This is a genomic window from Wolbachia endosymbiont of Drosophila aff. chauvacae BK-2020 (assembly GCF_032848195.1).
In the GTDB taxonomy this organism is placed as follows: domain Bacteria; phylum Pseudomonadota; class Alphaproteobacteria; order Rickettsiales; family Anaplasmataceae; genus Wolbachia; species Wolbachia pipientis.
In genome coordinates this window covers 332,828-346,660 of sequence record NZ_CP136586.1, presented here as the reverse complement: position 1 = coordinate 346,660, position 13,833 = coordinate 332,828, and the positions used below count along the sequence as shown (strand labels likewise).

The 13,833-nt window shown below is 37.6% G+C and carries 10 protein-coding genes, 1 tRNA gene and 4 pseudogenes; 7 read left to right on the top strand and 8 right to left on the bottom strand.

What is annotated here, in order from left to right; translation table 11 throughout:
- Positions 1-17: 17 nt before the first annotated feature.
- Positions 18-968 (top strand): complex I NDUFA9 subunit family protein, encoded by a 951-nt coding sequence (locus R0F62_RS01780; RefSeq protein ID WP_010082395.1) that lies wholly within the window; start codon positions 18-20, stop codon positions 966-968.
- Between the two features lie 8 nt (positions 969-976).
- On the opposite strand, the gene R0F62_RS01775 is transcribed toward R0F62_RS01780, so the two are convergent.
- A tRNA-Arg gene (locus R0F62_RS01775) sits at positions 977-1,050 on the bottom strand.
- 1,575 nt (positions 1,051-2,625) lie between these two features.
- Between R0F62_RS01775 and R0F62_RS01770 the strand changes: the two are divergent.
- The 5 genes and pseudogenes from R0F62_RS01770 to topA form a co-directional block, all read left to right on the top strand.
- Positions 2,626-3,561 (top strand): annotated as a pseudogene (locus tag R0F62_RS01770) (phage terminase large subunit); the annotation flags it as partial.
- 57 nt (positions 3,562-3,618) lie between these two features.
- A protein-coding gene (locus tag R0F62_RS01765) for an IS5 family transposase (RefSeq protein WP_394356546.1) occupies positions 3,619-4,450 on the top strand; the annotation gives its coding sequence in 2 pieces (ribosomal slippage) (positions 3,619-3,962 and positions 3,961-4,450; 834 coding nt in all).
- 20 nt (positions 4,451-4,470) lie between these two features.
- A pseudogene (gene terL / locus R0F62_RS01760) lies at positions 4,471-4,995 on the top strand (phage terminase large subunit); the annotation flags it as partial.
- A 99-nt stretch (positions 4,996-5,094) separates the two neighbouring features.
- Positions 5,095-5,184: a hypothetical protein gene (locus R0F62_RS06735; protein ID WP_419198969.1), complete on the top strand. Its 90-nt coding sequence runs from the start codon at positions 5,095-5,097 to the stop codon at positions 5,182-5,184.
- Positions 5,185-5,271: 87 nt separating this feature from the next.
- Positions 5,272-7,722: a type I DNA topoisomerase gene (gene topA, locus R0F62_RS01755; RefSeq protein WP_010963054.1), complete on the top strand. Its 2,451-nt coding sequence runs from the start codon at positions 5,272-5,274 to the stop codon at positions 7,720-7,722.
- Positions 7,723-7,886: 164 nt separating this feature from the next.
- Here the strand turns inward: topA and trhO are convergent, their stop codons facing one another.
- The gene (gene trhO, locus R0F62_RS01750; RefSeq protein WP_274979001.1) at positions 7,887-8,714 is read right to left on the bottom strand and encodes an oxygen-dependent tRNA uridine(34) hydroxylase TrhO; all 828 of its coding nucleotides are present in this window, start codon (positions 8,712-8,714) and stop codon (positions 7,887-7,889) included.
- A gap of 129 nt (positions 8,715-8,843) precedes the next feature.
- Here trhO and R0F62_RS01745 point away from each other — a divergent pair, with 129 nt between their 5' ends.
- The gene (locus tag R0F62_RS01745; protein ID WP_095742778.1) at positions 8,844-10,442 is read left to right on the top strand and encodes an ABC transporter permease; all 1,599 of its coding nucleotides are present in this window, start codon (positions 8,844-8,846) and stop codon (positions 10,440-10,442) included.
- Positions 10,443-10,452: 10 nt separating this feature from the next.
- Here R0F62_RS01745 and R0F62_RS01740 read toward each other — a convergent pair.
- The 6 genes and pseudogenes from R0F62_RS01740 to R0F62_RS01715 all read right to left on the bottom strand — a co-directional run.
- Positions 10,453-11,224, bottom strand: a pseudogene (locus R0F62_RS01740) (Rpn family recombination-promoting nuclease/putative transposase).
- Entirely contained in the window at positions 11,221-11,406 is a 186-nt protein-coding gene (locus R0F62_RS01735; RefSeq protein ID WP_084741732.1) for a hypothetical protein, read from the bottom strand. Before R0F62_RS01735 ends, R0F62_RS01740 begins: the two are co-directional and overlap by 4 nt.
- Positions 11,407-11,421: 15 nt before the next feature.
- On the bottom strand, positions 11,422-12,486 hold the full coding sequence (ltrA, locus tag R0F62_RS01730; RefSeq protein WP_317051407.1) for a group II intron reverse transcriptase/maturase: 1,065 nt from the start codon (positions 12,484-12,486) through the stop codon (positions 11,422-11,424).
- A gap of 41 nt (positions 12,487-12,527) precedes the next feature.
- Positions 12,528-12,767, bottom strand: coding sequence for a reverse transcriptase N-terminal domain-containing protein (locus R0F62_RS01725; RefSeq protein ID WP_233641101.1), 240 nt, complete (start codon positions 12,765-12,767; stop codon positions 12,528-12,530).
- 37 nt (positions 12,768-12,804) lie between these two features.
- Positions 12,805-12,948, bottom strand: coding sequence for a hypothetical protein (locus R0F62_RS01720; protein WP_173862902.1), 144 nt, complete (start codon positions 12,946-12,948; stop codon positions 12,805-12,807).
- Positions 12,949-13,402: 454 nt separating this feature from the next.
- Positions 13,403-13,648: pseudogene (locus R0F62_RS01715) on the bottom strand (PD-(D/E)XK nuclease family transposase); the annotation flags it as partial.
- Positions 13,649-13,833 lie beyond the last annotated feature (185 nt).

The window sequence follows — 13,833 nt, the reverse complement described above, 5'->3', positions numbered from 1 at the left end:
TATTAGGAACTTTAATTGTGACAAAACGTGTAATTATTTTTGGTGGAACGGGGTTTATAGGGAAACACATCGTAAGACGCTTGGCAGCAGAAGGATATTTAATAAAGATATTCACTCGTAATCAGGAAAAAGCTGCTTGTTTAAAATTGTGTGGCAATTTAGGACAAATATCAATATTTAAAGGCGATTTTTTTGATGAAAAATCAGTTCTGGATGGTATGGAAGAATGTGATGTAGCTATAAACTTAGTGGGAATATTATATGAAGCAAAAAAGCACGATTTTTACGCTGTTCACGTTAAAATAGCTGAAAGGATAGCAAAAGCTGCAAAAATGAAAAATGTACCTATGATGATACATTTTTCTGCTATGGGAATAGAAAATAGCAAGTTGTCAAAATATGCCAAAAGTAAATTGGAAGGTGAAAAAGCTGTAACTTCAGCATTTCAAAAAGCAATAATAATTAGGCCAAGCCTTGTATTTGGTAAAGAAGACAACTTCTTTAATAAATTTGCAAGATTAGCAACTATTCTTCCTTTCTTACCACTAATTGGCAATGGAACAACTAAATTTCAGCCAATATGTGTAACAGACTTAGCTGAAGTGGTATATCGTATTATCAGTTTTAATAAGCAAGACAAGAAAATTTATAACATGGGTGGACCAAAGGTTTACTCTTTCAAAAGCTTATTGAAGTTTATTCTGAATGTTACTAACAGAAAGTGTTTGTTGATCAATGTATCTTTTCCAATGGCAAAGTTAATAGCTTTCTTTTTAGAAAATAAAATTATTTCTATGCTGCTAAAACCAATAACCGGAGATACGAACCCTATGCTTACTCAAGATCAGGTGAAAGTTATGATGAATAGTTCAATCGAAAAGTCAGTTGACCTTGAAACAATGAAGGTTCGACCATTAGCAATTGAAAATGTGGTGCCAGAGTACTTGAAGATTTATAGAAAGTATTGATAAAAGAGTGTGCCCGGTGGGATTCGAACCTACGACCCACAGCTTAGAAGGCTGTTGCTCTATCCAGCTGAGCTACGGGCACACAACATATATAAAATGCTTCTTAGTACAAGTGAAGTCAAGTACTTCGTGTGAATATGATGTTTATCTTGCGACACCTTGTCATTGCAGTTGTGTGTCGCGCGCTGCCAAAATTGGATGCGAGAAGTCTATTTATTTTAGAAAATATTATATAGAAACTTACTTGACACCCTTCGCCAGCGCCCTTATCATGATAGTGAAGCTATTGTATTTGCTTTCGCCAATCTGCAGATTAAAAGGTAAGGATTACTTAATGTATCGGCGTCTTATGTTCAATTTTTTGCAGTATATAGATACTGTATGTCTTTACAAAACTTCATCTACATCTAGATTTTTATCTAAATAAGCTGAACGCGCTTATAAAGCGTTACAAGACATCAAAAAATGCCAATACTCGACAGAGATAGTAAAAGACTAGCTCACTCGGGGATTCTTTGTCTTTTTTTCTGCTTGGTAAATTTCTTAAACATTTGCAGCGTAGGTTAGTTGCAATTAAAAGCAGCTGAATTTCGCTTGTCAAGCGTTTAAAACATAAAAAACGCCAATATTTTAAAGCAGATAATAACCACGGGGCTTCTTTTGCCTTTTTTTCATTTGGTAAATTTCTTAATATTTATGGCTAAACGACAATCGTCATCCCGCTGCTTGTTAGCGGGATCTCTTGTTAGCGGCTGAGATACCGCGAATGAATCGCGGTATGACGGTGTAGATGATGGTTAAGTAATTCGTCATCCCGCTGCTTGTTAGCGGGATCTATGTTAAGGTATAGTAGGGGGATCTATGTTAAGAGATACCGCGAATGAATCGCGGTATGACGGTGTAATGATGGTTAAGTAATTCGTCATCCCGCTGCTTGTTAGCGGGATCTATGTTAAGAGATACCGCGAATGAATCGCGGTATGACGGTGTAGATGATGGTTAAGTAATTCGTCATCCCGCTACGTGTTAGCGGGATCTATGTTAAGGTATAGTAGGGGGATCTATGTTAAGAGATACCGCGAATGAATCGCGGTATGACGGTGTAGATGATGGTTAAGTAATTCGTTATCCCGCTGCTTGTTAGCGGGATCTATGTTAAGGTATAGTAGGGGATCTATGTTAAGAGATACCGCGAATGAATCGCGGTATGACGGTGTAGATGATGGTTAAGTAATTCGTCATCCCGCTACGTGTTAGCGGGATCTATGTTAAGAGATACCGCGAATGAATCGCGGTATGACGGTGTAGATGATGGTTAAGTAATTCGTCATCCCGCTGCTTGTTAGCGGGATCTATGTTAAGGTATAGTAGGGGATCTATGTTAAGAGATACCGCGAATGAATCGCGGTATGACGGTGTAATGATGGTTAAGTATCCCGCTGCTTGTTAGCGGGATCTATGCTTTGAGATACCGCGAATGAATCGCGGTATGACGGTGTAGATGATGGTTAAGTAATTCGTCATCCCGCTACGTGTTAGCGGGATCTATGTTAAGAGATACCGCGAATGAATCGCGGTATGACGGTTAAGTAGGGTGTCATTCCAGTGCTCCTTTTTTTGTCATCCCAGCGTCACGCGTTGGTTTCAACATTATATCATGAACTTTCTAAAATTCATTGAACTGTGCTTTCAAACGGTAGTGCCGGGGTGTGAGTATAACGATTATCAGTATATAAAAGTCATAGCAGACAGGCTGGAAGCAGCGAGCGCTGGTGAAGTGAAACGAATAATATTCAATATGCCTCCGCGCTCGATGAAGTCCATGTGCATAAGCGTTGCGTGGCCCGCATGGATACTGGGAAACCAACCAACTGCGAGAATAATAGTTGCAAGTTATTCTCAGCGGCTCAGCGAAAAGCACTCGCTCGACACCAGGTGCGTGATGCAGTCTAGTTGGTATAGAGCGCTATTTCCAGAGATAGAACTATCCAAAGACCAGAATACCAAATATAAATTTCAAACAGTGCAGAGAGGATACAGAATCGCAACATCAGTTGGTGGAACACTAACTGGTGAAGGTGGTGATTTTATCATTGTGGACGATCCGCTCAGTTCTGCTCAAGCTTTGAGTGAAACGCTTAGAAAGCGTGCCACAAACTGGTTTGATCAGACTTTAGTAACCAGGCTGAACGATAGAAAAAAAGGAGTCATCGTTCTTGTAATGCACAGGCTACACCAGGAGGACTTAACTGGACACCTTCTCTCCAAGCCAAAAAACATATGGCATCATATTTGTTTGCCAATGATTTCTGAAAATAAGCAGGTTATTTATTCAATCAAAAAGCCAATGCCTCCCGTTCCTGTCATCCGAGTAGCTCAGCACTGTGCGACCAGGCGATTATATAATAAACCAGCGTCACCTGTAAGGATATTATATTCAAGAGAAGAAGGTCAGTTGTTATATCCCCTCGATGGAGGAAAAGAAGAAGTTGAGATAATAAAAGCTGAACTTGGGAGTTACGCTTTTGCTGCTCAATATCAACAAAACCCTCTGCCGCTTTCAAGTGGTATAATTAAACCAGAGTGGTTGAGAGGTTGTCCGGAAACAAGTAAAAGGCTATAATATCTGAAATTTTAGTACGGGGTAAAGATGAGAAAAAAGTATCCAACAGATCTAAGCGAAAGGGAATGGGCAAGAATAGAAAAACACTTCAGAGTATCATACAAGAAAGGAGGAAGGCCGCCAAAGTATAGCAAAAGAGAAATATTAGAAGCAATTTTCTATGTATTGCGTACAGGGTGTCAATGGCGGTATTTACCAAATGATTTTCCGCTATGGAAGACTGTGTATGAGCAGTTCAGGCAATGGAAGAAGCAGGGAATTTTTGAGAAAATGAATTATGAAATTACAAAATATAGTAGAAGAAAAATAGGAAGGAATGAGCAGCCGAGTGCCTGTATAGTAGATAGTCAATCTGTAAAGACTACAGAAAAGGGGGATCAAAGGCTATGATGGAAGTAAAAAAGTAAAGGGTAGAAAAAGGCATATAATTACAGACACTCAGGGTTTTATACTAGGTTGTTACGTAGGCGCTGCTAACGAAAATGATAGAGATGGTATGAAAATAGCATTAAACAATATGAGAACAAAATATACTAAAGTTAAAAAAATGTGGGCTGACATGGGATACCAAGGAAGAAATTTAAAGAATCACATAAAGGAAGAATATGACATAGATATTGAAATTGTTAAAAGGCCTCCATGTAGATTTTGGGTGCACAAAGATACGCCACCTGAGCTACTACCAACAAGAGAACAAGGGTTTAAAGTACAGCCAAGAAGATGGGTTGTAGAAAGGACTTTTGCTTGGGTTAATAGGAATAGAAGGCTATCGAAGGAGTATGATTTACTCACAACATCCACTGAGAATTTCATATACCTAGCTATGAGTAGGGTTATGTTAAAGAGGGAATATGCTTGAATTTACTAGTTTCCGGACAACCTCTGAAACGCTATAAAAAATTTCCTGATAATCTCTCGCATATAACACAAAGTTGGGATACTGCGGTTTCAACAAGTAACATGAGCAACTTTAGTGTCTGCACCACCTGGGCAAAAATAGATAATAAATTCTATTTACTCGACGTATATCGCGCAAAGCTTGAGTATCCAAAGCTTAAAGAACAGGTTTTGTCACTAGCTGCAAGATGGACGCCACACGCAATTTTAATCGAAGCAAAAACAAGTGGTCAACAATTGGTGCAAGAGCTAAAGACAAACAGTGATTTACCGATTATTGAAATAGTGCCACATGATGACAAGCTCACTCGATTTCATCAAATTGTTCCGATTATAGAGTCTGGCAAGGTTTTTCTGCCACATCAAGCAGTATGGCTGAACGATTTTGAGTATGAGATTTTAATGTTTCCTGAAACGCGCCACGACGACCAAGTGGACAGTACCGTGCAATATTTGCAGTGGGTGAGAAACAGTACCTCTAGGGTTACGGCTGTACGGGCATTGTGATTTGAGAGCAATTTCCACAAGGGAGGATGTCATCCCAGCGCTCCTTTTTTTGTCATGCAAGTAGCTGACACTGGAATCTAGCTTCTCGTTGCTGCTGCGATCATATACTATTGTAATGAGCCTTCAAAGTCACTTAAAAATAGCAACGTCCAAGGGTTTTCTGAAAAGGTCCCACAACCCGGTTCGTAAAATTCACAAGAACCATTAAAATATTTTTTTACTTTTCATTGTATATTTCTCAACATATTATCTTTAAGTACTAAAATAATTAACAATATGGCATTATTAATAGTTGAATCACCTGCGAAAGCAAAGACAATAGGTAAATATTTGAGTAAAGAGTTCAAAGTAGCTGCATCCTTTGGACATGTGAGGGATCTTCCAGCAAAAAACGGTTCTGTCGATCCGGATAATGATTTTACTATAAAGTATGAAACCATTGAAAAAGCAGAAAAGTATATAAAAGAGCTAGTAAAAGCCGCAAGCAAAACATCAGATATATATCTTGCAACAGACCCAGACAGAGAAGGGGAAGCAATGGCTTGGCATGTGATAGAGACATTAAAAGAAAAGAAAGCAATCAGTAATGAAAACAACATTTATAGAGTAGTCTTTAATGAGATAACAAAAAGAGCAGTACAAGAAGCAATAAAAAATCCACGTGAAATTAATATGGATTTAGTGCGTGCACAACAAGCACGTAGAGCTTTGGATTATCTAGTTGGATTTAGTTTGTCACCACTGCTGTGGACAAAATTGTCGGGAAGCAAGTCTGCAGGGCGAGTGCAGTCTGTTGCATTAAAGATTATATGCGAACGAGAAGATGAAATTAGTAAATTTATAACACAGGAGTATTGGAGCATAAAAGCAGAAATGCAAAATAGCAAAGATGAGGCTTTTTTTGCTATGCTAAGCCACTATGACAATAAAAAGCTAGAAAAATTTGATATTAAGAATGAAGAAGAAGCAAAGAACTTAGTCAGGGAGATTGAATCAAGGCAATATGCTGTAAGCACAGTAGAACGCAAGCAAGTTAAGAGAAACCCGCTTCCTCCGTTTATTACTTCAAGTCTTCAGCAAGATGCAGTGAATAAACTGTATTTTAATGTGAAAAGTGTTATGCGCATAGCGCAAAATTTATATGAAGGTATCGATATTGGTGGTGAAACTGTAGGGTTGATAACTTACATGCGTACAGATGGGTTTCATATTGCAGATGAGGCTATAAACTCAATTAGAGGGTCAATTAAGTCATTATATGGTGATAAATATTTACCGCAGTCTCCTCGTAAATATGTAAAAAAGGTCAAAAATGCTCAAGAAGCACATGAAGCAATTCGTCCAACTGATATCAATAGAACGCCGGGTAGTATTAAGGATTACTTAACGCCAGAGCAATTTAAATTGTATGATTTAATCTGGAAAAGGACCATTGCAAGTCAAATGGAGTCGGCGATTCTTGATCAAGTGGTAGTCGAAATTAGTTCTACTGACCAGAAAGTAATTCTGCGAGCAAGTGGATCAAGTATATTCTTTGATGGTTTTTATAGAGTCTACCAAGATAACATAGAAGCCGAAAATGAAGGCCTGCTACCTGCCATGAAGGAAGGGGAAGCGTGTAAGCTGATTTCAGTTGAGCCAAAACAACATTTCACTCAACCGCCACCTCGTTATAGTGAAGCAAGTATCGTAAAAAAAATGGAAGAAATCGGTATAGGTCGACCATCAACTTATGCAACAATTATTTCGGTATTACAAGATCGTGAGTACGTTTCATTGGATAGCAAAAGGTTTATTCCAAGCAGCCGCGGTAAAATCGTTACTATATTTTTAGAAACTTTTTTTCAGCGTTGTGTAGAGTATGATTTCACAGCACAAATGGAAGAGAAGCTTGATTTAATTTCAAATGGACATGCAGATTGGAAAAAAGAATTAGGCCACTTTTGGGTGCCATTTTTTGGTCATGTAAACTCTGTCAAGCAAATGACGCATGATGAAGTTTTCAGCGGCATTCACGATTTGGTAATCGATTGGTTTTGTTCAGAAGAAGGAAGAAAAGAGGTGAATACGAAATGCCCTGCTTGCTTAGGTGGCATATTGAAATTGAACTTTGGAAAAGCCGGGGTGTTCCTTGGATGTTCTAACTATCCTGAATGCAACCATACAAAAGAAATTACAGGTAGTAACGACAATTCAGAATATCCAAAAAGTTTAGGTATAGATGATATAACAAACCAAGAAGTGATGATCAAAAAGGGTCCTTTTGGACTTTATCTGGAGTTTAATAACGAGTTAAAAAAGAAAAAAACGGTTTCCATACCAAAAGATATAAATGTTAATGAGATTGATCTGAGCACCGCTACTCAGTTACTTTCCTTGCCAAAAGTAATCGGAGAACACCCTGAAACCGGAAAGGAAGTAAAAATAGGCCTTGGGCGATTTGGGTACTATATTTTCTATGATGGTAGATACTTTTCTCTTAAGAAAAGCTCCAAAGAGGTGCTGAATACAGAATTGAGCGAAGCTGTACAAATTATTGCAAACAGTCCACGCAAAGAGTTAAAATCTCTCGGGGTTAATGAAAAGGGAAAAGAAGTTTTTATCTGCAACGGTAGGTACGGATTCTATATAAAATGCGGTAAAACAAACGTTGCTTTGGGCAAGAGTGCAGATATTGAGAGTATAGATCTGGAGAAGGCTTTAGAGTTGATTAAGGGTAAGAAATAGACTTCTTGCATAACCATATGCTCTTTATTGTCATTCCAGCGCGTGACGCTGGAATCTAGAAAAAAAGAACCTGGATGCCAGTGTCTGGGCACTGGCATGACACCCTTTCTGGTAGAGGTTGCTCTCAAATCACAACGTGCATACAACTGCAGCAGTATGATGTTTTATTTATTATAGCTATAACACTGAAGTTTACAATCAGAACAAACCACTTGGCCACGTGGAACTGATTTCAGTTTATCAGTTGAAACTTGATTTGAGCAGAATATGCATTTTATTGTGTTGCTTGGAGTAAGTGAGTTATCAACAGCAATTCTATCATCAAAAACAAAACATTCTCCTTTCCAATTACCATTTTTATTATAAGTTTTTTCAAGGTAAGAAAGAATGCCGCCTTTAAGATGGTAAACATCACTAAATCCAAGGCTTTTCATATATGCTGTAGATTTTTCGCATCTAATCCCACCAGTGCAGTACATAGCCACTTTCAGGTCTTTACTCTCAGAAAATGACTCTGTCCACTGAGGAAACTCACGGAAACATTGTGTGTGTGGATTAATTGCATTCTTAAACTTGCCTAATTTCACTTCATACTCGTTTCGTGTATCTATTACTAAAACGTCAGGTTGAGAAGTAAAATCATCCCAATGCTCTGGATCAACATATTTACCCCTAAGGGAAATATCAAGATTGCTTACACCAAGATTCACAATCTCTCTTTTTAATTTTACCTTCATCTTGCTAAATGGTTGATATTCTGCTGCACTCTCTTTCCATGTAAGGTCCCTTAGCCTATAATCAGAATGTAGAAAATCGAATATTTTATCAATTGCGTTTCTTTCACCAGATATTGTTGCATTAACACCCTCTTCTGCAAGGAGTATAGTGCCCTTTAACTCAACGTTGTTGCATGCAGCTTTTATTTCGTCTTTCATGTCATAATAATTAGAGAGTTCTACAAAGTGATAGAAAGTTGCAATGACGAAGCTCATGATTATTCACTTATCAACTAGAAACATGATATACAAAATTATAAAGATATTCAATAGTACGGCTGTTAATTACTGGATATCTTCAGTTTTTACATATAACATTTTAATATAAAATATAGATTCAAATTAATGTTTTTAAGAGTATTTAAAAATATATTCTTATTTTTAGTAAGCATATTATTCGTCTGCCCAATATTATCATTAATATCAATCTTATTTACAGATTCAGCGAATTCCGAATGGGTAATCAGTACACTTTTTCCTGAATATATACTGAGTACGTTAATTTTGATGGTAGGAGTAGGGGGAATATCTTTCATATTTGGAGTAATTCCAGCTTGGCTCACCACATTTTTTTCATTTCCTGGAAGTAAAATTTTTGAGATTGCTTTGTTCTTTCCGATATCGATTCCTGGATATATAGTAGCGTTCGTCTATGTAAATACGCTAGAGTTTTCAGGTCCGGTGCAGAGCTTATTAAGAGACATTTTAGATTGGAGCAAAGGTGACTATTGGTTTCCTGAAATAAAATCCCTAGGTGGTGGAATATTAGTAATGGGATTCAGCCTATATCCATACGTTTATATGTTAGTTCGCTCAAGTCTAAAGAATGTTAGTAACTCAGTCACTATTGCGTCAACGCTTGGGTTCTCCTCATTGAAGAGCCTGTTTTCTGTTATCATACCCTCCATACGCCCATCAATTATAGCTGGGTTGTCTTTGGTACTAATGGAAGTAATTACAGATTTCGGCACACCACAGTTTCTTGCTATCGATACTTTTACGACAGGAATATATCGCACCTGGTTTTTACTGCATGACAAATATTCAACTACTGTTTTAGCAGTTGCAGAATTAATTTTCGTTGTGATACTAATAGCTATCGAAAAAAAACTACAAAAAAAAGGAATATCTTACTCTTCAATCAATACCAATTCGGACTATCACAACAAACGGAGTATAAGTGGCGCTATGCCGTTGATCTTTGCTTATCTTATGTGTGTATTGCCGATCTTAATAGGTTTTATTTTGCCAATGATTCCGCTCATATATTGGAGCATAGAGAAGGGGTTTTTCATATACGAAGCAAGATTCTATAACATAATAGCAAATAGCATTAGTTTATCATTTATCACCGCATTAATCTCAATTAGCATTGCAATAATGATTGGATATACGGCGCGTAAAAATAAGGTAATCAACAATATAGCGCGTCTCATTTCTTTAGGCTACGCAATTCCAAATGCAATTATCGCAATTAGTATAATAATATTTTTAAGCAGAATATCCTCTTTCATTACTCAATATGTTGTGGAAATTAGCTTGGTAGGAACTATTGGCGCATTAGTTTACTCATATTTATTTCGTTTTTTTGCTATATCTTTCAAGGCGGTAGAGTCAGGGCTCAAAAAAACACCAAATGAAATTGAGTGGACTGCATATACTATGGGTCATGGACCTATTTCCACATGTTTGAATGTTCATATCCCTCTCATCAAGAAGAGTATATTATCGGGATTTTTGCTCGTATTTATGGATACTATCAAAGAGCTCACAGCAACACTCATTATAAGACCATTTAATTTTGAAACTATATCAACTAGAATATATGAACTTGTAAGCGATGAGCGCTATAGAGAAGCTGCCCCATTTTCGTTAATAATAGTTATAATAGGCTTAATCTCTACAATAACCTTATTTACACTTGATGATAAGGATAAAAAATAAACGTAACCGTTCACAGATTTCCACTTAATTCTTCAATCTCACTAATAGAAAGGCCAGTAAACTTAACAATAGTGTTGACATCAACATTATTAGCCAGCATTGCTTTTGCGACTTCAATTTTCCCTTCAATTTTCCCTTTCTCTATACCTTTTTGTATACCTTTCTCTTCAGCAAGATCAAGTCTGTATTCAAGAATAGCTTCTTCTTTGAGTAGATCCATTATCCTTTCTTCATAGGCTACTAAATCTTTTTCGTTCCAACGAAACTTGTCTAATTCATCATATGCTAGCTTTATTATTGGCGCTTTTTCTGCTATCTCTTTTAAGTCCTCTTCTGTTGTTTCTTCTGCGTATTTAAAAAAGAAACACCACCTTTCTACTATACCTTCTAACTGCTCTACTTTATTTTTTTGCGAATTTAGGCAACTCAATAAAGACAAACTGAAAATCTTTTAAGTAATGGCCGTTAGTTTTTATATCACGTATATTGTGAGTAGAAATATAATCAACTTCTTCAGGAAGTAAGTTACAATTTGATATAGCAATAAAGAAGACTTTCTTTAAATCAATGTAGTTGCCAGATTTATCTAATTGTCTTGAGTAGGCTTTAGCGGCATATAATTGAGCGCGTTTTTCGAAGCCCTTGTCTCTAGCGAGCTGGTTAGGTAAGGAAGTAGTATTGCTACTACTCCCTCCCTTAGAAACGCAGCATGCAGGTTTCCCCACACTACGCTTGAGCCCCTTATCTAAGTCCTTCTTTTCTCGAACCGGCTTGTCCTTCATGATTCCTCAGAAAACATCATTCTTAATGGTGACACCAACAGTAGAGAACCTTCTCTTGAGAAAGAGCTTGCTAACATTTTTGTTTGTTTCACTCTTTCATCAAAATACTTTTTCCATTTTAAGTCAAGTGGATTTGCATCCGCCCTGATTTTAACATGTCGTCTGATAGGTATATCAATCAACCTAAGCAGTCTTAATTACCTTATCTCTTTCGGTTTGTTCTTGCATATGGGTGCAGCAAAGACCCATTGGCGTTGTTTCATTACCTTGAAGTAACGATTCTTTATCCAACGTAATCCTTTACGAGGATGTCTTTTCTTTGCCCATTTCCATAGAGCACACATAATTTCATGGTCTATTTTGTTAAAAGCTCTTTTCGCACACACATGGCTGTAGTAATTTCCCCATCCCCTTAATAGGGAATTGAGCAACTTGATTAGTACGGCCTGAGTGTTCGCTATGTTTGCCTTTATCAATGTACGTGCTTTATTAAGAAGTTTCTTAATACTTTCTTTTGAAGGTTTTATAATTAACTTCTTATTATACCTGCGTACATTACAACCAAGAAAGTCAAACCCTGTTGTAATAGATGTAATTTTTGTTTTCTCTTCGGAAAGGATAAGACCTCTCTCCTGAAGAAAGGACGATACTAGAGGTTTTACTTCATTTTCCAGTACTTCACGTGTGATTCCTGAAATGATAAAGTCATCTGCGTACCTGATTACATTTACTCCACTTCTGATTTTGCTTCTTCTTTTACTGCCAAGTTTACCAAATTGACTTTCCAATGATTTTTCAAGTCCATTTAGGGCTAGATTTGCTAGTATTGGAGAGATGATACTACCTTGTGGGGTACCTGCAGTTGTGGAATACAGAGTTTTTGATTCTAGGAAGCCAGCTTTTAACCAGCTATGAAGAATTTTCTTCTCCATAGGAATATGCTTCATGAGCCATTCATGGTTAATGTTATCAAAACACCCTTTAATATCACCTTTGAGTATCCATTGTAGTTGGTTACGGCTTGCCAGTAACAAGTGACAAGCCACAGTAGCGTCTGCGCAGGATCTTTTTGGTCTCAAACCATAAGAGTGACGATCACTGATCGTTTCAGCTATCGGTTCCAAAGCAAACAAGTATAATGCTTGCATGGCTCTATCTTTTATCGTAGGGATTCCAAGAGGTCTTCTTTTGCCATTAGACTTACTGATGTATATCCGTTTTAGCGGAGAAGGTTTGTATCCTCTTTGTTTTAATAGCTTTATTCCTTGAAATTTTGTGTTGCAAGTTGACCATATTTGACGATCTACACCTGCTGTGTTTTTCCTTGGTTTTCAGTTACTCTCTTAACCGCCAAAGCTTTGCCGCTAAAAGAGCGTGTGAGAAGGTGTTGTAAAGTTTTCACCTTACCCCATCTGCCTTGTTGGACAGCCTTAACAATACGCCTCTGTAGCCTCATAACAACTTTTTGGCATTTCTTCCAGGGTAACTGGTTCCATGCTTCGGAGTTATTGGTAGGTGCACTTACAGTTGTACTTGTAATCATCTGCTTTCCTACCTTAAGTGGTTAACAAAGTTTCTTGTCATGAGGGACCAAATGGAAGTCTGCTCGTTTTCACGCGAATTAATGTTACAAATTCTATCCATTTCGTTACAAAATGGCATTCGCTTTCTCCATTATCCTTTACCTGCACATCCATCAGCATTCCTTGCGGGTTGCCTGCCATATAGGCGAAAATACAGGCTTATCCTGTTCCTTTTGTCATACAATAGTGGGTTAGGTGGCTTCTCTATACCGGTGGAATTATTATTTGCGTACCTCCAGAAATGAAAAATGTAACTCATCCACATTACCTTTTGGTCGGAGCTTATCAGCATCTTTAGCTCTTTAATCGTTACGATACTTATGAAGCTTCACTTACGTTCACCATACCACTAAGCCTAGCCCTCCAACCACATGATGCTTGTAGTTTATGCTTTCTCTCACGATTGAGCATCTTCTTTATCAAGAGGAGGTTCATTGTCCGCGTCGCTCGGCACCAACTGGTTACCCAATTCGCACTGATGCGTAGACTCAGATGGCAAAACATCTGGTTCAATAAGCTTTAGAATCCTTTCAGTTTCTTTCTGAATGAATTCCTCTCCTTTTAAACAATATGACCGAAGGCTTTCAGGTCGCACCATTTCAATCACATACCTAGCCCCACTAGAGTCCCTGCAAAGAACATCAACTATACTTTGCTTATCAGAGGCAATTTCAGGATCCATTATAGTACTGAGGAATTCCACTTCTTGTATAGTATTTATCTCGGTAAACCCTAAAATATCATTCAAAAAATGTATGAGAATATTCTTATTTTTTTCAGTGCCAAATATTTTTTTGAAGGTTAAATCCAGCTTAGGGTCGAGAAACTTAGATAAAGCCATAGCCAAAGTGCTTAAAAATATTAATAATTATACACTATTATTAACAATTATTCAACCATATTTTTGAAGATAGCTATGCCGCCGCGAACCGTCATACCGCCGCGGTATCTCTAGATCCCGCTAACAAGCAGCGGGATGACGAATTACTTAACCGTCATACCACCGCGAACCGTCATACCGCCGCG

Coding starts and splice junctions, on each gene's coding strand:
- topA (WP_010963054.1), top strand. CDS start 5,272: ATGGCATTATTAATAGTTGAATCACCTGCGAAAGCAAAGACAATAGGT.
- R0F62_RS01725 (WP_233641101.1), bottom strand. CDS start 12,767: ATGATTACAAGTACAACTGTAAGTGCACCTACCAATAACTCCGAAGCA.
- trhO (WP_274979001.1), bottom strand. CDS start 8,714: ATGAGCTTCGTCATTGCAACTTTCTATCACTTTGTAGAACTCTCTAAT.
- R0F62_RS01745 (WP_095742778.1), top strand. CDS start 8,844: ATGTTTTTAAGAGTATTTAAAAATATATTCTTATTTTTAGTAAGCATA.
- R0F62_RS01720 (WP_173862902.1), bottom strand. CDS start 12,948: ATGGCAGGCAACCCGCAAGGAATGCTGATGGATGTGCAGGTAAAGGAT.